The organism is Paenarthrobacter sp. Y-19 (assembly GCF_029223985.1).
Classification (GTDB): Bacteria; Actinomycetota; Actinomycetes; order Actinomycetales; family Micrococcaceae; genus Arthrobacter; species Arthrobacter nicotinovorans.
Genome location: NZ_CP119414.1, coordinates 617646 through 636020, shown reverse-complemented (window position 1 = coordinate 636020; position 18375 = coordinate 617646). Strand labels below are relative to the sequence as shown.

General features: G+C 62.8%; 16 protein-coding genes. 3 read left to right on the top strand and 13 right to left on the bottom strand.

Features of this window, described 5'->3' with window-relative positions:
• Nucleotides 1-120: 120 nt before the first annotated feature.
• From PYR64_RS03030 to PYR64_RS03010, 5 genes are all read right to left on the bottom strand, one after another.
• Nucleotides 121-1185, bottom strand: coding sequence for a ribonuclease HI family protein (locus tag PYR64_RS03030; protein ID WP_275778273.1), 1065 nt, complete (start codon nucleotides 1183-1185; stop codon nucleotides 121-123).
• Between the two features lie 177 nt (nucleotides 1186-1362).
• Nucleotides 1363-2988, bottom strand: coding sequence for a chaperonin GroEL (groL, locus tag PYR64_RS03025; RefSeq protein WP_018779556.1), 1626 nt, complete (start codon nucleotides 2986-2988; stop codon nucleotides 1363-1365).
• A gap of 320 nt (nucleotides 2989-3308) precedes the next feature.
• On the bottom strand, nucleotides 3309-3512 hold the full coding sequence (locus PYR64_RS03020) for a cold-shock protein (RefSeq protein WP_011773737.1): 204 nt from the start codon (nucleotides 3510-3512) through the stop codon (nucleotides 3309-3311).
• Between the two features lie 168 nt (nucleotides 3513-3680).
• Entirely contained in the window at nucleotides 3681-4301 is a 621-nt protein-coding gene (locus PYR64_RS03015; RefSeq protein WP_275778268.1) for a LytR C-terminal domain-containing protein, read from the bottom strand.
• Between the two features lie 49 nt (nucleotides 4302-4350).
• Nucleotides 4351-4662 carry a DUF3263 domain-containing protein gene (locus PYR64_RS03010; RefSeq protein ID WP_179128353.1) on the bottom strand — a complete coding sequence of 104 codons (312 nt, stop codon included), beginning with the start codon at nucleotides 4660-4662 and terminating at the stop codon, nucleotides 4351-4353.
• 132 nt (nucleotides 4663-4794) lie between these two features.
• Here PYR64_RS03010 and PYR64_RS03005 point away from each other — a divergent pair, with 132 nt between their 5' ends.
• Together PYR64_RS03005 and PYR64_RS03000 are read left to right on the top strand one after the other, a co-directional pair.
• Nucleotides 4795-5562, top strand: coding sequence for a uracil-DNA glycosylase (locus PYR64_RS03005; protein WP_055973380.1), 768 nt, complete (start codon nucleotides 4795-4797; stop codon nucleotides 5560-5562).
• 119 nt (nucleotides 5563-5681) lie between these two features.
• Nucleotides 5682-6521, top strand: a complete 840-nt coding sequence (locus tag PYR64_RS03000) for a siderophore-interacting protein (protein WP_275778266.1) — start codon at nucleotides 5682-5684, stop codon at nucleotides 6519-6521.
• 81 nt (nucleotides 6522-6602) lie between these two features.
• Here PYR64_RS03000 and PYR64_RS02995 read toward each other — a convergent pair whose 3' ends face one another.
• The 3 genes from PYR64_RS02995 to PYR64_RS02985 all read right to left on the bottom strand — a co-directional run bounded on the left by PYR64_RS02995 (nucleotide 6603) and on the right by PYR64_RS02985 (nucleotide 10633).
• Nucleotides 6603-8090 carry a threonine/serine exporter family protein gene (locus tag PYR64_RS02995; RefSeq protein ID WP_018779551.1) on the bottom strand — a complete coding sequence of 496 codons (1488 nt, stop codon included), beginning with the start codon at nucleotides 8088-8090 and terminating at the stop codon, nucleotides 6603-6605.
• Nucleotides 8091-8116: 26 nt separating this feature from the next.
• The gene (locus PYR64_RS02990) at nucleotides 8117-9433 is read right to left on the bottom strand and encodes a peptidoglycan bridge formation glycyltransferase FemA/FemB family protein (RefSeq protein ID WP_018779550.1); all 1317 of its coding nucleotides are present in this window, start codon (nucleotides 9431-9433) and stop codon (nucleotides 8117-8119) included.
• 111 nt (nucleotides 9434-9544) lie between these two features.
• On the bottom strand, nucleotides 9545-10633 hold the full coding sequence (locus PYR64_RS02985; RefSeq protein ID WP_110505702.1) for a peptidoglycan bridge formation glycyltransferase FemA/FemB family protein: 1089 nt from the start codon (nucleotides 10631-10633) through the stop codon (nucleotides 9545-9547).
• A gap of 211 nt (nucleotides 10634-10844) precedes the next feature.
• Between PYR64_RS02985 and PYR64_RS02980 the strand changes: the two genes are divergently transcribed.
• A complete protein-coding gene (locus tag PYR64_RS02980; protein ID WP_110505700.1) occupies nucleotides 10845-11360 on the top strand; it encodes a class IV adenylate cyclase in 516 nt (171 codons plus the stop codon).
• Nucleotides 11361-11384: 24 nt separating this feature from the next.
• Here the strand turns inward: PYR64_RS02980 and PYR64_RS02975 are convergent, their stop codons facing one another.
• The 5 genes from PYR64_RS02975 to gcvP all read right to left on the bottom strand — a co-directional run bounded on the left by PYR64_RS02975 (nucleotide 11385) and on the right by gcvP (nucleotide 18326).
• Entirely contained in the window at nucleotides 11385-12206 is an 822-nt protein-coding gene (locus tag PYR64_RS02975; RefSeq protein WP_275778261.1) for a DNA/RNA non-specific endonuclease, read from the bottom strand.
• Nucleotides 12207-12244: 38 nt separating this feature from the next.
• Nucleotides 12245-13657: an L-serine ammonia-lyase gene (locus PYR64_RS02970; RefSeq protein WP_110505696.1), complete on the bottom strand. Its 1413-nt coding sequence runs from the start codon at nucleotides 13655-13657 to the stop codon at nucleotides 12245-12247.
• Between the two features lie 193 nt (nucleotides 13658-13850).
• Complete coding sequence (gene gcvH, locus PYR64_RS02965) at nucleotides 13851-14237, bottom strand: glycine cleavage system protein GcvH (protein ID WP_018780132.1); 387 nt, start codon at nucleotides 14235-14237, stop codon at nucleotides 13851-13853.
• A 99-nt stretch (nucleotides 14238-14336) separates the two neighbouring features.
• Complete coding sequence (gene gcvT, locus PYR64_RS02960; protein ID WP_018780133.1) at nucleotides 14337-15470, bottom strand: glycine cleavage system aminomethyltransferase GcvT; 1134 nt, start codon at nucleotides 15468-15470, stop codon at nucleotides 14337-14339.
• A 9-nt stretch (nucleotides 15471-15479) separates the two neighbouring features.
• Entirely contained in the window at nucleotides 15480-18326 is a 2847-nt protein-coding gene (gene gcvP / locus PYR64_RS02955; protein ID WP_275778256.1) for an aminomethyl-transferring glycine dehydrogenase, read from the bottom strand.
• Between the last annotated feature and the right edge of the window lie 49 nt (nucleotides 18327-18375).

The window sequence follows — 18375 nt, the reverse complement described above, 5'->3', positions numbered from 1 at the left end:
CTCGGACCAAACGTCCCGATCCAGGACGCTTCGAACTCCTGCGGGGCCGTTGAACTCCTGCAGGGCCGGCTGTCTTCCCCCTGTGCATCCGGCCCTGCAGGTTATACCGGGCTGTCTCAGCTACTGTTTTTCGAGCGTGCCCTGGTGGAACCGCAGCCGCCATTGGCCCCGGTCGAGCGTCCAGACGGAGCTGCGGAGCGCTGAACCGGAATGGCTGAAACTACGGTAAGTCAGCAGGATGGTGTTTTCGCTGAGCCGGTCCGCGCTCAGGAGTTCCAGTTCCGTTGCCTCTCCCGGGTCTTCTTCCAGGGCCATCATCATGGCATCGCGGGTCCAGTAGCGTCCCGAGCTGCCGATCTCGGCGAAGTCCGGGTGAAGGAGAACTCCGATCCTTCCGATGTCGGCCCTGACGTCCGGCCTGAGCAGTTCGCGTTCCAAGGCAAGGACGGTGTCCTCAGCCGAGAGCTCGGGCGCTGAAGTGTCATCTCCCAGTTCGCTGAACAGGTCGGGCTGGCCGAAGAGGCCCGCCTCGCCAAACAAGGTGGGCTCGAAATGCGGCCGGACGCTCCGGTCAGGACGCGCGGACGCCGGAAGTGCATTCGAGGCGGACACAGAAGCGACCCCGGAGGCCACGGCAACGGGCTCGGACCGGACCGGTACCTCCGATACCGTCGTCGCTGCCGGAGATCCCTCGCCGGCAGCGGTTGCCTTCTCCTGGGCTCCAGGGAAGCCGGGGCCACTGCGCGGCGCTATGCCCTGCTGATAAGCCGTGGCCACCGCGCGTGCGCGCTCGTCTGCTGCCTCGTTGAGGTCATGCCCGGCATGGCCCTTGACCCACTCAAACGTGTACTTGCGTCCCGCGATCGCGTGGTCGATCTCTTTGAGGAGGTCCACATTCAAGACGGGCTTCCCATCGGCCTTCCGCCAACCCTTTCGCTTCCAGCCCGGCATCCACTTGGTTATGCAATTGATGACGTATTGGCTGTCGCAAAGGATCAGCAGTTCTTCGTGAGGTACGTGGGCTGTTGACCGGAAAAGGTCAAGCACAGCCATCAATTCACCCTGGTTGTTGGTGCCGTGCGGCCACCCTCCCGCGCGCCAACAGGAGTCATCAACGTACCAGGCCCAGCCGGCCGGTCCAGGATTACCGAGGGCAGACCCATCGGCGGCAGCAATAATCGTCATGCATTAATCCTGCCAGACCGCACCGACACTTAAACGCGCCCGCGCCCCGGCAGCCAGCAGCAGCAGGCTCCAGAAAACCTGGCCGCAGACGCACAACGGCGGCCCCCACCGGAGTGGGGACCGCCGTCGCGTGTTTTCAAGCGTGAGCCTGGCGCTGTATCGCTACAGCTGTGGGGCTTAGAAGCCGCCCATGCCGCCCATGTCGTCGCCGCCGGGAGCCGGAGCGTTCTTCTCGGGCTTGTCTGCAACAACAGCTTCGGTGGTCAGGAAGAGACCAGCGATGGAAGCAGCGTTCTGGAGAGCCGAGCGGGTGACCTTTACGGGGTCGTTGACGCCGGCAGCCAGAAGGTCTTCGTAGACGCCCGTGGCAGCGTTCAGGCCGTGGCCGGAAGGCAGGCCGCGAACCTTGTCCACCACGACGCCCGGCTCCAGGCCGGCGTTGAAAGCGATCTGCTTCAGCGGTGCGTCGATGGCAACCTTGACGATGTTGGCACCTGTTGCCTCGTCACCCTGCAGGGTGAGGTTGGCGAATGCCTTGGCGCCTGCCTGGATGAGGGCAACGCCACCACCGGCAACGATGCCTTCTTCAACAGCAGCCTTCGCGTTGCGGACTGCGTCCTCGATGCGGTGCTTGCGTTCCTTGAGCTCAACTTCGGTGGCGGCACCGGCCTTGATGACTGCAACGCCGCCGGCCAGCTTGGCCAGGCGTTCCTGCAGCTTCTCGCGGTCGTAGTCGGAGTCGGAGTTCTCGATCTCGGCGCGGATCTGGGCCACGCGGCCTGCGATTGCGTCAGCGTCGCCGGCACCTTCAACGATGGTGGTCTCGTCCTTGGTGACAACAACCTTGCGGGCGGTGCCGAGGAGGTCCAGGCCGGCGTTTTCGAGCTTGAGGCCAACTTCTTCGGAGATGACCTGGCCACCGGTGAGGATGGCGATGTCGGCCAGCTGGGCCTTGCGGCGGTCACCGAAGCCCGGAGCCTTGACGGCAACAGACTTGAAGGTGCCACGGATCTTGTTGACGATCAGGGTGGCCAGGGCCTCGCCCTCGATGTCTTCGGCGATGATCAGCAGCGGCTTGTTGGACTGCATGACCTTCTCCAGAACCGTGACGAGTTCCTTCACGTTGGAGATCTTGGAGTTGACGATCAGGATGTACGGGTCTTCGAGGACCGTTTCCTGGCGTTCTGCGTCCGTGACGAAGTAAGCGGAGATGTAGCCCTTGTCGAAGCGCATGCCTTCGGTGAGCTCGAGTTCCAGGCCGAAGGTGTTGGACTCTTCAACCGTGATGACGCCTTCCTTGCCCACCTTGTCCAGGGCTTCGGCGATCAGGCTGCCGATTTCCGGGTCACCGGCGGAGATGGAAGCCGTAGCTGCGATCTCTTCCTTGGTTTCGATTTCCTTGGCGGAGGCCAGCAGTTCGCTGATGACTGCCTCAACAGCCTTCTCGATACCGCGCTTGAGGGACAGCGGGTCGGCGCCTGCGGCAACGTTGCGCAGGCCTTCCTTCACCAGTGCCTGGGCGAGGACGGTTGCAGTGGTGGTACCGTCGCCAGCGACGTCATCCGTCTTCTTGGCAACTTCCTTGACCAGTTCTGCACCGATCTTCTCGTAAGGATCGTCCAGCTCGATCTCCTTGGCGATGGAAACGCCATCGTTGGTGATCGTGGGGGCGCCCCACTTCTTTTCGAGGACGACGTTGCGTCCACGCGGGCCGAGGGTGACCTTGACGGCGTCTGCGAGGATGTTCAGGCCCCGCTCGAGGCCGCGGCGTGCCTCTTCATCAAATGCAATGATCTTGGCCATAACGGCGGTAGTCCTTTCGGGACAGTCGTTAAGAAGGTACCTGTCAGATGGGGTGCCCGCGACGGACGGTCCTTCACGTGCGGCCTCTGTATGCCCCGCGTTCCGAACCTCACCCCACCAAGGTGTTTCTTGATCTCCCAGCGATCCCACCACTGTCCGCCACCGGGGAAACCCGGGCCGGATTTAGCAGTCGAACCGCAGGAGTGCTAAATCAATAATTAGCACTCGACCGGGGAGAGTGCAAGCAGAGTCTCCACTTTTCGCAGTAAAAACACGGGTTTCAGCCGATAGCTGATGGCGATGCGGGACAACCCTGAAAGTCAGGCGACGCGAACACCCTCGGCCTGCGGTCCCTTCTGGCCCTCCCCCAGTTCGAACTCAACCCTCTGGCCCTCCTCGAGGGCACGGAAGCCATCCATCTGGATAGCCGACCAGTGCACGAAGACGTCGTCGCCGGACTCATCCACAGTGATGAATCCGTAGCCCTTTTCGGCGTTGAACCATTTGACGGTTCCCAATGCCATGATGCCCACACTTTCGCAGTAGCCAAGACCGGTTGCCGGGATCTCCGGACCGGAATTAGTCCACTGTAACCACAGTCACTCCGCCGGCGCTGCCCCCAATGGGCGGGGTGCTGGTTTTGTTATTGAGGCTTAACCGAGTTGGCCGTTTTGGGCCGTGGAGCCGCGCCGTTACTGGTAGCCGGGTCCCGCTACGACAACCAGCGGCTGCTGCACATCCGGGGTCTCAATGATCGTCTGGATGCCCAGGAGGGTTCCCAAGGCCTCTGCATTGGCCTTCTGCGCCGGAGCGTTGTAGAAGATCACCGAGGTCTGCTGGGGAATGCCGCCCCAGTTGGCTACCGTGCTGAGCGTCCAGCCACCGCCCTGCACCAGGCCTGCAACCCTGCCCGCCAAGCCGGCAGTACCTGCCCCGTTGTAAACCGCCACCGGAACGCTCTTGTCTACCGGCGCCGATGACGGCGTCGCTGACGGAGTGCTCGACGGCGTCGGCTGGGTGCTCGGTTCGCTGGAAGCGGGCGGGGCGCTGCTCGATTCGGAAGGCGCAGCGGACGGCGAGGTGGATGTTTGCTGGGGTACCGGCGTCGAGACGTTTGACGACGCGCTGGGCGCGACAAGCCCAAGGTTCGGCAGGATGAGGAACGCTACGAGGCCGAGCACCAGAGCCACAGCTCCAACAGTCAGAACCGGCCACAAGGTGGGACGCGCGATGTCCTGGCCGTCGCGATGAATGCCCTGCCGGGAGGTGTTCTGTGGGACCTGGTCGAATTCGTCCCTGGCATATTTGGTCATGGTGAAGCGTTGTCCTTGCTGGTTGCTGCTGACAGATCAGCCTGGCGATTTACGCGTCCGACCCCAAGCGCCGCGCTGTCCGCGCGCGTTGGCGGGACGTACGTAGTCTACGCAATCTCTTGACGAGCATGGGGTCGTGGGCCAGCGCGTCCTCGGTGTCGATCAGTGCATTCAGGATCTGGTAATAGTGGGTGGCAGAGAGGTCGAAGAGCTCCCGGATAGCCTGTTCTTTCGCGCCGGCATACTTCCACCACTGCCGTTCCAGCGCCAACATCTGCTGATCACGCTCACTCAACGGGGAGTCGCTTCGGGTACCGGCCGTGAGATCTTCCAAGGCCAACCCGTCGGCCTGCGGCGCCATTGGTTCCGGTGCTGGTTCTGCCACGGCACACTCCTTCGACGCTTGTTGGGGAAAATGTCCTACCCCCATGTTACGGGCGAATAACATCACTGTCATTCGCCCGACCTCCGCCACGCGGGAGACAATGGCCGGGTGACTGGCGAGGATGCTCTCTTTGATCTTGAACCTGCGGGCCCGGAGGACGCGGGCTTGGCTGCGCTGCTTGACCGTCCGATTGAGGAGCTGATGGCTCCCGACTGGGCCGATGCCCTGCGTCCGGTCGAAGGCCAACTGCGCGATGCCCTGTCCTTTGCCGCCCGGCGTGCCAACGACGGCAAACAGATCCTCCCCGCCTCCGGGAACATCCTCCGGGCGTTCCAGCAACCCTTGTCCGACGTCAAAGTCCTCCTCCTGGGCCAGGATCCCTATCCGACACCGGGACACGCCGTGGGACTTTCCTTCTCCGTCTCGCGCGAAACACGGCCCATCCCCCGCAGCCTTGCCAACATTTACCGAGAGCTTCATGACGACCTCGGCCTCCCACCCCGCGTCCATGGCGATCTCAGCGCATGGACGGAGCAAGGCGTCCTCCTCTTGAACCGCGTCCTCACGGTCGAGGCCCGCAATGCCGGCGCCCACCGCGGGAAGGGATGGGAGGCCATCACGACGGCGGCAGTCACCGCCGTCGCACAGCGGACGGACGGTGCGGGACGGCAGAAGCCGCTGGTCGCAATCCTGTGGGGCAAAGACGCCGAAAGTGTCGTGCCGCTGCTGGAGGGGGCGCCGTCGGTGGTCTCCGTCCATCCAAGCCCGCTCTCGGCGTCCCGGGGCTTCTTCGGTTCCAAACCCTTCAGCAGGACCAACGCATTGTTGGTCGAACAAGGCGCGGAACCTGTCGACTGGGAACTCCCGGTCCTGTAGGACGTGAGGAAGCGTTTGGCCCAAGTACGCGCAACGTGAGGGAGCGTTTGTAACCTTCGACTTGTAACCTTCGACTCATACCCGGCCGGGGCCCAGTCGATTAGCTTAGGCTTACCTATATGACTGCTCTCCCCGTCACCTCGTCCGCCACACGCAAAAGCCGTCCGCAGGTCAACCTGACCGTCTTGCGGAACGAGCGCCTTTCACCCCACATGGTGCGGATCGTGGCCGGCGGTCCGGGGTTCAACGACTACGTCAACAACGACTACGTGGACCGCTACGTCAAGATCGTCTTCCCGCAGGACGGCATCGACTACGAGCAGCCCCTGGACTTGTGGGCCATCCGCGAGACCATGCCACGCGAACAGTGGCCGCATACCCGGACCTACACCATCCGCTGGGTGGACCTGGAGGCACAAGAACTGGCCATCGACTTCGTGGTGCACGGGGATGAAGGCCTTGCAGGTCCTTGGGCGGCCAAGGCCAGGCCCGGGGATTCGCTGATTTTCACTGGTCCGGGCGGCGGCTACAAACCATCCCCCGACGCCGACTGGTACCTGTTTGCCGGAGATGACGCAGCGATCCCTGCGATCGCCGCATGCATTGAGGCCCTGGACGCCGACGCCCGGGGAACCGCCTACCTCGAGGTGGACAGCGAAGCCGACATTCTTCCCCTCGCAGCGCCCCACGGAGTCGAACTGCACTGGCTGCTGCGCAAGGGCACGCCGGCCGGCTCCAGCCCCCTGCTCCTGGACGCCCTGCGCAGCACCGAATGGCTGCCGGGACGCGTCGACGTCTTCGCGCACGGCGAGCGGGGGTACATGAAGGGCCTCAGGGAGATCTTCTTCGTCCAGCGCGGCCTGGAGCGTTCGCAGGTTTCGTTGTCCGGGTACTGGGCGCAGGGCCGCGTGGAAGAAGTGTTCCAAGCTGAGAAGAAGCTTCCCGTCGGCCAGATCTAGCTGACTTTTTGTACAGATATTGCCCCTAAAAAGACGTTTTAGGGGCCATATCTGTACAAAAACTCGAGAGGGGGAGGCGGCCTAGCGCCGGCGCACCCGGCGGCGTTCGTTGCTGGAAAGACCCTTGGTCAGCGGCCTGGCGAGGTTGTCGCCGAGCACGATTCCAGCGGCTACCCCGAGTACGATCGCGCCTGCATTCAGCATTCCGCCCGCACCCAGCAGGATGTTGCCGCCTTCCACGGTCAAGGCATACATTGACCGGAAAATGGTCAGCCCCGGCAGCAGGATGAGCGCGGCCGGAACAGCCACCACCAGCTGCGGGGCACCCAGCTTCAACGCCACCACACGGGCCAGGAGGCCAATGGCCACGGCCGCAACGGCTGGAGACAAACGGTCCCCCAGGCCGGCCTGGCCGACCCCCCACAAAACGAAGAAACCTACCAACCCGACTGCCGCCGTCGGAATCAACAACCGCATCTGGGTCTGTTCCGTCACGCCGATTGCCACCACGGCGACGGCGATCAGGATGGCCTGGCCCCACAGCGGGTACGCGTCGGGGAACGTCTGGGTGACGTCGAGGACGGCACTGCCCATCAGTGTCCCGACCACCACGGCCACGCCAATGCCCGCAACGATCGCGCCAAAGGTCAGCAGCGTGGAGAGGAACCGGCCTGCGGCAGTCACCGGGAAGCCGTTGATGGCATCCTGCACCGAGGACACCAGCCGGCCCGTGGGAAGGAGCAGCAGGATTCCACCGGCCACCACAATGGATGGCGCGATCTCCACCCCCGCCCAACGGAGCATCAGGGCAACGAACGTGACCAGGAAGGCGCAGGCCATGGTGTTGAAGAAGTCCGCCGTCCGCCATCTAACAAGCTGGCGGGACAGCAGGCTGATGAGGATGTTGGAACCGAAAGCCACCGCCGAGGCACCAATGCCGCCACCCAACACACCCACAAAGACTGCGGCGAAGATACCGAAGGCGATCGTCACCATCCACCGGGGGAAGGGTTTGGCACTGCGGATGATGCCGTTCAGCCGGCGAACGGCTTCGTCACGGCCAACTCCCCCGGCCACGATGTCGGTGACCAGTTGATGGACCTGAGCCAATCCGGCGTAGTTGTTGGTCCAGGAGCGCACCACCCTCAGCAGGGTGATGGGGGTCTGGTCCTTGGGAGCGTAGTTGATGGCCACCGACTGGTTGGTGATGTCCACTTCCACGTTCTTCAGTCCGAGCGCGGCCGTGACAGCGATCATGCTCGTCTCTACTTCCAACGCACCCGCACCGTAACGGAACATCACTTCGGCCAAATGGAGCGCGAAGTCGATGGTCTTGCGGGCCGAGGCGTCCACGCCAACCACCTGGATGGTGGGATTGGCGTAGGGACTCCCGGCGAGCCGGTCCACGATGTTCATGGGAGCGGTAGGCGGACTATCGCCCTGCACCAGGCGCATCAGCATGCGCTTGGCGTTGACGTTCTGCCGGACCTGCGACGGGCGCAACGGCTGGGTCTTTGGCAACCCGTCGGTCTGGGGCCGGCTGGCGGACCCATCGGGGCGTTCAGTCACGCGGCGATCCTCCCTTGGCTGTTTGATCAGCGGTTACCCCGCAGGTTTCGTACTACCGGCAATTTGCCCAGCGGCAATCGTCCCAGAACTGTCTGGGCGGCCCCTGCGAGCTTCCTGGCCACACGGTACGCCGTGTACTTTAGGGGACTGACCGGAGCAACGAAGTCACCCAGCAGCTGGACTACCTCGCCACCGAATCCCTTCTTGAATTCATAGCCACCGTGCCCGGTTTCGTCCTGGCCCTGGATGCCGAAAGTCCCGTAGAAGTTGTAGCGGGAGTAGCCGTTGTTCAGCGCGTGTAACATCATGCCCCAGTAAAGGGACGTTGCGCCGTTGAAGTAGATGTAGTCCTGCACGGTGCCGCCGATGACGCACGTGAGTTCGTCACCTGAACACGCAAAGTGGATGGCAGCTACGGTAGCCACGCCCACGGAGTCCGGGAAGCGCTCGATGTCCTTCAGGCTTCGCTCGTAGCTGTCCACGAGATCCTGGACCACTTTGACGCGGTTGGCTTTCTTCTTGCTGCCGGTTTCCTCAACCTCCCGCTTGAGGTCAGCAAGGGTGGCGGATTCAGCTTCCAGGCGTTCGGTAATGGAGGCCCGGTACTCCGGGATGTTGATCTTGGCCATCATGAGCTTGGTGAACTCATCGGAGGTGTTCCTGAGGAGTTGCTCGTAGTACTCGCGTTCGCGGTACGTGAAGCCCTTCTCGTCGCCGGCAGTGCTCAGCGCGCTGTAGAAGTCATCCAGCGTTTCCAGCGTGGCCTGTTCCAGGTACACGCCGTTCTTCTCCGCTTTCCTGATGGCCTTGCGGGTGCGGTAGTTCATACCCATGATGAGCTCTTCGGAATCGGCGATGCCGTCGAGCTGCTTGATGAACATCCAGTTGATGTTGGCGAAGTTCATGTCGAAGCCCTGGTGCTGGAAGCCAAGGCCTTCCAGTTCCTTGAGCAATGGACGGTTGTCCTCGACTTCCGGGTGCTCCGCGCCGTCCTCATCGCGCGCGATGTACCGGAGGTTGGGTGATATCCGTAGCTCTGCGGCCTTCTTCGAAGCCGCGTGCTTCTTCAACTGCCCGACGACGAAGCGAACCACTGCCGGGTCGCTGTAGTCCATCAGTGGTCCCTTGGCGCAGTCGGCTGTCTTGTAGCCAAAACGGTTGGACGTGTACACGAGCTTTCCTGCTGCGATAAGGCTCCCGCCCCGGGTCACGCCGAAGAGCTCGACTTCCTGTCCGCGGGCGCGCTGGAAACGCGTCAGGTCCATGGACTGGATGAAGCTCCCCTGCGGGTGTCCCTTGGCAAACGTCTCGAAATCAGCGTCGCTGAGAATCACGAATTCCATGTCGGTTCCAGCCTCGATCGGAGTCAAAGAAATTACCTCGCCTAAGTTAGATTTGCGCCCGTTGGTGGCCGGGGCGGGCCTTTTCGCTGGCTTGTTGGCTTTTGCTGCCGGTCAGTAGAACTGGCCTCCGGTGCGCATGGTTTCAAGTCGACGGAACACCCGCTCGGCCCCTTTGAGCCACAGCTTGTAACGGACCGGACCCAGCACGAGGTCGTAGCAGCCCACGAAGTCCGTGACCGTCTTGGTGAAGCTTGTCTTGAACGATCCCAGGCCATACAGCGGGTGGGTCTTGTCCTTGATCCGGGCTCCTGGAGGGGTGCCGCAGAAGTCATACTCGACGCAGCCAAGTTCCTGCATGCGCTGAATGGCAGCCCACTGGACCAGGTGGGAGTCGCCATACTGTTTGCGGTTCTGTGTCGACCCGCCATCCTTGTAGGTGGCTTTGGAACCGTAATTGATCACAAACGCGCCTACGCTCGGGGCATCGTCCTCGTACACGAAGAAGAACTGTCCCTGTCCACGACTGCAGAATGCACCCCAGAACGCGGCATAGTACTCATAGCTCCGCAGAGGCATGGCGCCCTTGGCGTTCACGGTGTTCTGCATGAGGGCGTAGAGCTTGCGGTAGCTTTCCTCGCCGGCCTCTTCCTGCAGGACAATGCAGCCCTCGCGTTCTGCACGGCGGACTGCGTTGCGGGCCCGGGAGGAAATGCTCCGAAGCACTTCATTGGCAGGCGCTGAGATGTCCAGCAGCGCGGTGGAGTCGTTGGACTGGATATTCGGGGCCTTGACCAGGCCACTGGCCTTCAGGTGAGCGGCCACCTCAGGCGACTCCACGACGTCGGGCTCTATCTTGATGGTGAAGACGTTCATCTTCTGTTCCCGCGCCAAGGAAGCGACGGCGTCCAGCATGGGCTTGATGTCGTCAACGGACCCGGCGTCCGGACCCTTGATCAGGTACCAGAGCCGTCCCAGGACGGGGAACTTCTTCTCCAGCAGGAGGTTGTAGCTGGCGTAGTCAGCGGTCTCGATGACGAGCCGGCGGACAAGCCACCCATTGCCGTCCTTGACTGCCGCGTAGGCGTCCGACTGCAGCATGTTGCCACCGTTCGGGTTGGCAGTGACGTGCTTGTCCCAATTATCGATTTCCTCGGCAGTGGCAAAGCGGGCGGTAAATTCTCGCAAGGTGGCCGTGTCCAATCTCAGGGTTTTGGTGCAGTGTTCAAAAGCATCGTGCGCATGCGGACATGCAGCCCCAAGTCTATCGGGCCGAGAAAAATCGGGCTGATTCCCGGGCGGACCGGGCAAACGAAACGCTCAGCACAAGCCCGGCAAGGGGTTCGCTAGGCTTGGAAGCCACCATCCACTCGTTCCACTGCGTACATCGTCCACAGCTGATCCGGGGAAATCCATGCCAACGAACATCGAAATCAAAGCGCATGTAGACAGCATCGAACGTCTGCTGCCCACCGTGCTTTCCCTGGGTGGCTCGGAACCCGGGCACAGCTCGCAGGACGATACTTTCTTTGAGTGTCCAGGCGGCCGGCTCAAGCTGCGCGTGACCGGCGATGGCCACGGAGTGCTGATCTTCTACCGCAGGGCAGACGAACCCGGTCCGAAGTCTTCCTACTATGTTCATTCAACAACGTCCGATCCGGATGGTCTGCGTCAGGTCCTGGCCGATGCTTACGGGGAAATTGGGCGCGTTCGCAAGCACCGTGCCGTGGTCCAGGTGGGAGAGGCCAGGATCCATCTGGACTCCGTGGACGGGCTCGGTGACTTCATCGAGCTGGAAGTGGCCGTGGGTGGAGTGTTCGGACCCGAAGAAGCCACCGAACAGGCCCATCAACTCATGGAAGCCCTGGGAATCAGCCCTGCGGATCTGGCGAAGGGCGCCTACCTGGATCTGATCATGGCCAAGCTGTGACCCCGTTCCACCAAGTGGGCGTGCCTAGAGCCTGATCTGCTCCATGCTCTCCAGTTCGATGGCTTTCGGCCGCTTCCCCAGTTCACGCCGGCCACTGCCAAGACGGTCGGCGTTCGCGAGGCGGCTGAGGCTCAGCCCGGTGAGGTCGGCGATCTCCCCGATAGGGACCTGGAAGGTCCGGAAGGGACCCAGGGGCGGAGGTTCGCCTTCCAGAAGCCGTTGATCAATGGCCCTCTTCAGTTCCACCTTCCCGAGCAGTGGTGACTGGTCCAGAACGAACCCGACGGCGGCCAGCTTGGCATCGTTGGTCCATGCCGCAATCTTCCAGAACTTTCGAGGGATCCGGACACCACGGTAGGGCTGATCATCCTCAAGCAGGACCGGCCCCGTGAAGACGCTGATCTTGGCGTCATGGGCATCGGCGTGCCCCAGGACATGGTCCTCCAAGCCCACCCAGAGTTCCTTGCCTTGGTTGAAATCGTCCACTTGCGGCGCCGCATTGGTGAATGAGAACGTCTCCTGGTTGGCCTTCTTGGCAGTGGCGGCGTCCCCCCAGACGGGATCCAGCCGGCGCACCAAGTGGCCGCGATCGAAGGCGTTGTTCTTGTAGACGTCCGGACCCGCCTGCTGTTCCCGGGGGACCCTGTCATCGAAATGCCAGGTTCCTTCCCGCGCCAACGGGTTCAGTTCTGCACCGCTGATGTTGACTCCCACGATCGCCGCGAGCTTCCGGGCAGCCCGGAAACGCACGGAGAAGTGGGTGTAGTCCAGCAGTATCGTCGTTGCCGACGGACTGGGCAGTTCAAGGCGTGCCCGCAAAAAATCCCTGTCGTATCCCCCGCTCATGGATACAGCATGGCACTACGCACTGACAGTAAAAAGACTCAGCATTCGACGACGTTGACGGCGAGGCCGCCCATCGCGGTTTCCTTGTACTTATCGGACATGTCCTTGCCCGTCTCACGCATCGTCACGATCACCTCGTCCAGGGAAACCCGGTGCGTCCCGTCCCCCCACAACGCCATCTTCGCCGCGTTGATCGCCTTCGCCGCAGCAATCGCGTTCCGCTCAATACACGGAATCTGCACCAACCCCCCGATCGGATCACACGTCAACCCCAGATTATGCTCCATCGCGATCTCCGCAGCGTTCTCCACCTGACCCGGCGAACCACCCATCACCTCAGCCAACCCCGCAGCAGCCATCGACGACGCCGAACCAACCTCACCCTGACACCCCACCTCAGCACCCGAAATCGACGCCTGCTCCTTGTACAACACACCCACCGCACCAGCAGCGAGCAGGAACTTCACCACCACATCATCCCTGTCCTGCTGACTGGCCTGATCCATGCCCGGAGCGTAATTCAACGCGTAATACAACACCGCCGGAATAATCCCCGCAGCCCCATTGGTCGGCGCCGTCACCACCCGACCACCAGAAGCGTTCTCCTCATTGACCGCCAAAGCAATCAGGTTCACCCACTCCTGCCAATACTTCGGATCATTCCGGTCCTTGTCCTCCTTCAACAACCGCTCCAACCAATCAGGAGCACGACGCCGGACCCGCAACCCGCCAGGCAACACACCCTCACGCTTCAAACTGGTTTCAACACAGGCCTCCATCACCGACCAGATATGCAAAAGACCCTCCCGGATCTCCTCCTCAGACCGCGACGCCCGCTCATTGATGAACATGATGTCCGAAATCCCCAACCCCTTGGACGCACACCTGCCCAACAACTCCGCCGCCGTCCTGAACGGCAACGGCAACTCCTTCTTCGACTCCTCCAACTCCTGCCGCGCAGCGTCCTCCTCACCCTCACGGACAATGAACCCACCACCAACCGAAAAGAACGTCGCCTCATGCACAGTGTTTCCCTCAGCATCAGCCACGGCGAACTTCATCCCGTTCGTATGCCGCGGCAACACCGTCAACGGATGCAACACCATATCCTCCACCGCATACGGCAACTCCACACCCCCGCCGGATGCCCCCGCAAGGTTCAGCACACCGCTCTCAGCGATCGTTGCGAGCCGCTCCTCCACTTCCTCGGGAAGGATCAATTCAGGGTGGTAGCCCTCCAAGCCCAGCAACGTCGCCGTCATGGTTCCGTGACCACGACCCGTCGCCGCCAACGAACCATACAAATCAACCCGCAACGACGCCACCGAGTCCAGGACACCAGCGTCCTTCAACTCACCAGCGAACACAGCGGCGGCCCGCATCGGCCCCACAGTATGGGAACTCGACGGACCAATGCCCACAGAGAACAGATCGAAAACACCAACAGCCATAGCCGGGATCCCTTTTATACAGCTTGAAACGGTCCGGCAGATGGTCCTGCCGGATGGCCTCCCCCGCTTGTGGCGGCAGACGACCGAAGCACGACGCCGGATGGCCCCCAAAGGCGGCAACCCGGCGTCGCAAATTATTCAGTTACTACAAACGCTACGCCCTGCACGCTCGTTCCGTGCTGGAGCGCGGACCTTAGGAGAGGTCGCCGCCGTTCTTGGAGGCGTATTCCTCTGCCGAGAGCAGCGGGCCGTCGGACTCAGCAGCGACCTTGAAGAGCCAGCCGGCGCCGTAGGGGTCGTTGTTGATCAGGGCCGGGTCCGAAACAACGGCGTCATTGATTTCCGTGACCTCGCCGGTGACGGGCGAGTACAGGTCGGAGACGGACTTGGTGGACTCAACTTCGCCACAGGTCGCGCCTGCGGTCACAGTCGAACCGACCTCGGGCAGGTCAACGTACACAATGTCACCCAGTGCGTCGGTGGCAACCTCGGAGATCCCGACGGACACCGAGTTCCCCTCGCCGCGGGAGACCCACTCGTGCTCGTCGGAGTACTGAAGTTCGGGCGCTACTTTGGGCATTCTGTTTCCTTTACGTGGTCGAAATGAAAAACGTGGAGATTTTGTACAGCTAATGCCTTTATAGCTGGGCTATGGGGTCATTAGCTGTACAAAAACTCGCTACTTTTGGCGCTTGTAGAAAGGCAGTGCGACGACTTCGAACGGCTCGCTCTTGCCACGCAGGTCAATGTCCAGCGCGGTTCCAAGCTCGGTGTGTTCGACGTCGACATATGCCAACGCTACCGGGTACCCGAGGGTCGGACTGGGCTGGCCGGAGGTCACTTCGCCGACTACTGCGCCATCCTTGAGGACCGGGTAGTGGCCGCGTCCGGCGCGACGCCCCAGGCCCTTGAGGCCCACGAGCTTGCGTCCCGTGGTGGAACCGGCACCGTCGGCCTTCAACGCAGCCAGTGCGTCCTTGCCAACGAAGTCACCTTCCTTGGACAGCGCCACCACGGCTCCGAGCCCTGCAGCGAAGGGGTTGCCTTCACGGGAGAGCTCGTTGCCGTAGAGCGGCATGCCGGCTTCCAGGCGCAGGGAATCGCGGGAGGCAAGGCCGGCCGGAACCAGTTCTCCTTCTTCGGCGACGGCGGCGATTGCCTGCCACAGCGCGGCGGCGGATTCGTTGGGTACGAAGATCTCGAAACCGTCCTCCCCCGTGTAGCCGGTGCGTGCCAGGAGAAGGTCCTGGCCGCTGCCTGCCACCAGGAAGGTCACCTCAACTGCGGCGTAGTACTTGAGCCCGGTGACCAGCGCGTGCTGGTCGGCCGGAACCAGGCGCAGCAGGATGGCTTCGGCGAGCGGACCCTGCACGGCGATCAGCGAGGTCCGGGCAGAGGCATCTTCAACCACCACGTCGAAACCGGCGGCGCGTTCAAGCAAAGCGTCAGCCACAACCTTGGCGTTGCCGGCGTTCGGCACCACCAGGAACTTGTCGGCACCACGGCGATAGGTAATGAGGTCGTCGATGATGCCGCCGTCTTCCTGGCAGATCAGCGAGTACTTGGCCTTGCCGTCCGCCATGGCCGAGATCTTGCCCACCAGGGCGTAGTCCAGGAAGGCTGCGGCTTCGGGGCCGGTGACCCAGACTTCGCCCATGTGGGAGAGGTCGAACAGGCCTGCGGACTTGCGGACCGCGTGGTGCTCGGCCAACTCGGAGGAGTACTTGAGCGGCATCTGCCAGCCACCGAAGTCGGTGAAGGACGCGCCGAGCTTCTTGTGCTCTTCGTAAAGGGCTGTGTAGTTCTCAGTCATGACGAGTCCTTAGTTTTCGAAGTCTTCGATCGGTGGGCAGGAGCAGACCAGGTTGCGGTCTCCGGCTGCGCCGTCGATGCGGCCAACGGGCGGGAAGTACTTGTCCTGCTTGAGGTGGTGGACCGGGAAAGCGGCCTGCTCGCGCGGGTACGCGCGGTCCCAATCAGAAGTTACGACGGCGGCAGCCGTGTGGGGCGCCCGGCGAAGCGGGGAATCCTGCACGGAGAAGTCGCCGTGGGCTACCTGGTCGATTTCCTTGCGGATGATGATCATGGCTTCGATGAAGCGGTCAATCTCCACGAGGTCCTCGGACTCGGTGGGCTCCACCATCAGTGTGCCCGCAACCGGGAAGGCCAGGGTGGGGGCGTGGAAGCCGAAGTCGATGAGGCGCTTGGCCACATCCTCAGCGGTGACGCCGGTCTTCGCGGTCAGTTCACGCAGGTCCAGGATGCACTCGTGGGCCACGAGTCCGCCTTCACCCGTGTAAAGCACGGGGAAGTGCTCGTTGAGGCGCGATGCGATGTAGTTCGCAGCCAGCAGCGCGGACTTGGTGGCTTCGGTCAGGCCCTGGCCACCCATGAGCTTCACGTACGCCCAGGAGATCGGGAGGACACCGGCCGAACCGAAGCGGGATGCCGAAATCGGGACATCGTTGCCTTCGGTCCAGGATGCCGCGTCACCGGGCATGAACGGCGCCAGGTGTGCCTTGGCAGCAACCGGGCCAACGCCCGGTCCGCCGCCGCCGTGCGGGATGCAGAAGGTCTTGTGCAGGTTCAGGTGCGAGACGTCGCCGCCGAACTTGCCCGGCTGGGCCAATCCCACAAGTGCGTTGAGGTTGGCGCCGTCGATGTAAACCTGGCCGCCGGCCTCGTGGATGGCATCGCAGACTTCGCGGACGTCGGCGTCATACACGCCGTGCGTGGACGGGTAGGTGATCATGATGGCCGAAAGGGCGTCGCGGTGGGCTTCGATCTTGGCCTTCAGGTCAACGTGGTCGATGGTGCCATCAGGAGCGGTGGCCACCACCACGACCTTCATGCCGGCCAGCACTGCCGAGGCAGCGTTCGTGCCGTGCGCGGACGCCGGGATGAGGCAGACGTTGCGCTGCTCGTCGCCGTTGGACAGGTGGTAGCCGCGGATGGCCAGCAGGCCTGCGAGCTCGCCCTGGGAGCCGGCGTTCGGCTGGATGGAGACCTGGTCGTAGCCGGTGATCTCGGTCAGCTGGGCTTCGAGGTCGCTGATGAGTTCACGCCAGCCCTCGGTCTGGGAATCCGGAGCGAACGGGTGGATTGAGGCGAACTCCGGCCAGGAGATGGCTTCCATCTCGGCAGTGGCGTTGAGCTTCATGGTGCAGGAACCGAGCGGGATCATGGTGCGGTCCAGCGCGAGGTCCCGGTCAGAGAGCTTGCGGATGTAGCGCAGGAGCTGGGTTTCGGAGCGGTGGGTGTTGAACACCGGGTGCTGCATGAATGCGCTGGTGCGCTCAACGGAAGCCTCCAGCGCAAAGTCCTCGGCAGCATCGGTGACCGAAGCGCCAAAGACATCGAGCAGGCGGCCGACGATGTCGGACGTAGTCGTCTCATCAACCGAGATGCCAACAGTGTCAGCATCGATGCCACGCAGGTTGATGCCCTTGGCCTCGGCGGCGGCGACGATCTCTGCCGCCTTGCCCGTGACGCGGACGGTGATGGTGTCGAAGAACGAACCGTGGAGGACCTCGACGCCGGCAGCCTTCAGGGACGCTGCGAGCGTGCGGGCGTGGCTATGGGCGGTCTCGGCGATCGCTTTCAGGCCTTCGGGGCCGTGGTAGACGGCGTACATCGAAGCGACGATGGCCAGCAGCGCCTGCGCGGTGCAGATGTTGGACGTGGCCTTCTCGCGGCGGATGTGCTGTTCGCGGGTCTGCAGGGCCAGACGGTAGGCGGGGACACCGGCGTCGTCCTTGGAAACGCCCACCAGGCGGCCCGGCATGGAACGCTCGAGACCCTTCTGGACGGCCATGTAGGCCGCGTGCGGGCCGCCGAAGAAGAGCGGGACACCCAGGCGCTGGGCGGAACCCACGGCGATGTCAGCGCCCTGCTCACCCGGAGGGGTGATGAGCGTCAGGGAAAGGAGGTCGGCGGCAACGGTGACCAGTGCGCCGCGTTCCTTGGCCTCGGCAATGACGGCGGAGTGGTCGAAGACGTGGCCGGAAACACCGGGCTGCTGGAGGACGACGCCGTTGATGGCACCTTCCGGAAGGCCGGCTGAAAGATCGGCAACCTCAACCTCGAAGCCGAGGGCTTCAGCACGGCCCTTGACGATGGCGATGGTCTGCGGGAGGCAGTCTGCGTCGAGCACAGTCTTGCCGTCCTGCACGGCCTTGTTCTTGTTGGCGCGGCGCATCATGAGGACGGCCTCGGCCACGGCGGTTGCTTCGTCAAGCAGCGAGGCGTTGGCGATAGGCAGGCCAACGAGGTCCTGGACCATGGTCTGGAAATTCAGGAGTGCTTCAAGGCGGCCCTGCGAAATTTCAGGCTGGTACGGGGTGTAAGCGGTGTACCAGGCCGGGGACTCAAGGATGTTGCGGCGGATGACCGGCGGCGTGATGGTGTCGTAGTAGCCCTGGCCGATCATCTGGACCGCGGTCTTGTTCTTGGAGGCGAGCTTGCGCAGCTCGGCCAGGACCTCGACTTCGCTCAGCGCGTTCTGCAAGGTGAGGGCGACGTCCTGGCGGATGTCGTTCGGAACGGCAGTGTCGACCAGCGAGTCAACAGAGTCGTAGCCAACGGACTTGAGCATGGTCTCAATGTCGGCCTGGCGGCGGGCGCCGATATGCCGATCGACGAAGGTGGTGGAGGCAGAACTAACCGTCACGAAGGAACTCCAATACTTGGGCGGCGTTTGGGTACGCCACAGCGGCTCG

What these genes read in the sequence shown, in the direction of transcription:
- PYR64_RS02980 (WP_110505700.1), top strand. Translation starts at nt 10,845, where the DNA reads ATGCCAACGAACATCGAAATCAAAGCGCATGTAGACAGCATCGAACGT.
- PYR64_RS03020 (WP_011773737.1), bottom strand. Translation starts at nt 3,512, where the DNA reads ATGGCATTGGGAACCGTCAAATGGTTCAACGCCGAAAAGGGCTACGGA.
- gcvH (WP_018780132.1), bottom strand. Translation starts at nt 14,237, where the DNA reads ATGCCCAAAGTAGCGCCCGAACTTCAGTACTCCGACGAGCACGAGTGG.
- PYR64_RS02970 (WP_110505696.1), bottom strand. Translation starts at nt 13,657, where the DNA reads ATGGCTGTTGGTGTTTTCGATCTGTTCTCTGTGGGCATTGGTCCGTCG.
- PYR64_RS03030 (WP_275778273.1), bottom strand. Translation starts at nt 1,185, where the DNA reads ATGACGATTATTGCTGCCGCCGATGGGTCTGCCCTCGGTAATCCTGGA.
- PYR64_RS03015 (WP_275778268.1), bottom strand. Translation starts at nt 4,301, where the DNA reads ATGACCAAATATGCCAGGGACGAATTCGACCAGGTCCCACAGAACACC.
- groL (WP_018779556.1), bottom strand. Translation starts at nt 2,988, where the DNA reads ATGGCCAAGATCATTGCATTTGATGAAGAGGCACGCCGCGGCCTCGAG.
- PYR64_RS03010 (WP_179128353.1), bottom strand. Translation starts at nt 4,662, where the DNA reads ATGGCGCCGCAGGCCGACGGGTTGGCCTTGGAAGATCTCACGGCCGGT.
- PYR64_RS02975 (WP_275778261.1), bottom strand. Translation starts at nt 12,206, where the DNA reads ATGAGCGGGGGATACGACAGGGATTTTTTGCGGGCACGCCTTGAACTG.
- PYR64_RS03000 (WP_275778266.1), top strand. Translation starts at nt 5,682, where the DNA reads ATGACTGCTCTCCCCGTCACCTCGTCCGCCACACGCAAAAGCCGTCCG.
- gcvT (WP_018780133.1), bottom strand. Translation starts at nt 15,470, where the DNA reads ATGACTGAGAACTACACAGCCCTTTACGAAGAGCACAAGAAGCTCGGC.
- PYR64_RS02990 (WP_018779550.1), bottom strand. Translation starts at nt 9,433, where the DNA reads ATGGAATTCGTGATTCTCAGCGACGCTGATTTCGAGACGTTTGCCAAG.